Source organism: Thermostichus sp. MS-CIW-41, from assembly GCF_054058915.1.
In genome coordinates this window covers 1-1,375 of sequence record NZ_JBSSBO010000092.1, presented here as the reverse complement: position 1 = coordinate 1,375, position 1,375 = coordinate 1, and the positions used below count along the sequence as shown (strand labels likewise).

Here is a 1,375-nt window from a genome sequence, read left to right as displayed (position 1 = left end):
CGGTGACAAACCGGAGGAAGGTGAGGATGACGTCAAGTCAGCATGCCCCTTACGCTCTGGGCTACACACGTGCTACAATGGCGCGGACAAAGGGTCGCGAGCGCGCGAGCGTGAGCCAATCCCAAAAACCGCGTCTCAGTTCAGATCGCAGGCTGCAACTCGCCTGCGTGAAGGCGGAATCGCTAGTAATCGCAGATCAGCATGCTGCGGTGAATACGTTCCCGGGCCTTGTACACACCGCCCGTCACACCATGGGAGCTGGCCATGCCCGAAGTCGGAGCACCCGCCGAAGGCAGGGCTGGTGACTGGGGTGAAGTCGTAACAAGGTAGCCGTACCGGAAGGTGCGGCTGGATCACCTCCTTTTAGGGAGACCTACCTTGGGGCATCTGAGGGGAGTTAGACCACCCTCAGGCCAGCAAAGGTTATCCCAGGTCGGTCGGGGTTGAAGGGATGGTTGACTGAGGTTCTGGAGGGGAACCGAGGGGAGGGCTATTAGCTCAGGTGGTTAGAGCGCACCCCTGATAAGGGTGAGGTCCCTGGTTCGAGTCCAGGATGGCCCACTGTTTGTCCTGGAGAAGGGAGAGCTAGCAAGCTAGAAGCGAGCTGGCCAAGCTGAGGGCAAAGCCAGAGGGTGGGTGCAGTCTGGATTGGGGGTATAGCTCAGCTGGTAGAGCGCTGCCTTTGCACGGCAGAAGTCAGCGGTTCGAGTCCGCTTACCTCCACCATTTTGGTGAGGAGCGGGGAAGGGGTTCTCCAGTTGGATAGGTTGACGACCGGGCTAGGGGTTTGGGTCCGAGCACAAGCCTCCAGCCGGGTTGAGCCGGCCAGCACTTTGAAAACTGCATAGCAAGAGAGCAGCATGCTTCTGGGTTGAGCCCCCCGAGCCTTGGCTTGGGGGAAGCGGCAGCAACCTGGGGGCATGAGGCAGGTAGAACACCAATGTTACGTGAGGTGAAAAGGTCAAGTCAGTTAAGGGCGCACGGTGGATACCTAGGCACGCAGAGGCGAGGAAGGGCGTGTTACCGACGAAACGCTGCGGGGAGCTGGACAAAAGCGGTGATCCGCAGGTTCCCGAATGGGGCAACCCGGCAAGGCGCAAGCCTTGTCACCTTTGGCTGAATCCATAGGCCAAAGGGGCGAACGCGGCGAACTGAAACATCTTAGTAGCCGCAGGAAAAGAAAACAAAAGTGATTTCCTCAGTAGCGGCGAGCGAACGGGAAAGAGCCTAAACCGCTCAGCTACGGCTGGGCGGGGTTGTGGGACGGCCAAACGGCAGCTGGCGGGCTAGGGGAAGCAGCTGGAATGCTGCACCAGAGAAGGTGAAAGTCCTGTAGCCGAAAGCTCAAAGGCGCCGGCCGGATCCCGAGTAGCAC

The 1,375-nt window shown here is 59.6% G+C and carries 2 tRNA genes and 2 rRNA genes; all 4 read left to right on the top strand.

Annotated features, from left to right (window positions below):
* Positions 1-364: ribosomal RNA gene (locus tag ACVWXE_RS14350) — 16S ribosomal RNA — on the top strand; the annotation flags it as partial.
* A 123-nt stretch (positions 365-487) separates the two neighbouring features.
* A tRNA-Ile gene (locus tag ACVWXE_RS14345) sits at positions 488-561 on the top strand.
* An 89-nt stretch (positions 562-650) separates the two neighbouring features.
* Positions 651-726: transfer RNA gene (locus tag ACVWXE_RS14340), tRNA-Ala, on the top strand.
* 233 nt (positions 727-959) lie between these two features.
* Positions 960-1,375: ribosomal RNA gene (locus ACVWXE_RS14335) — 23S ribosomal RNA — on the top strand; the annotation flags it as partial.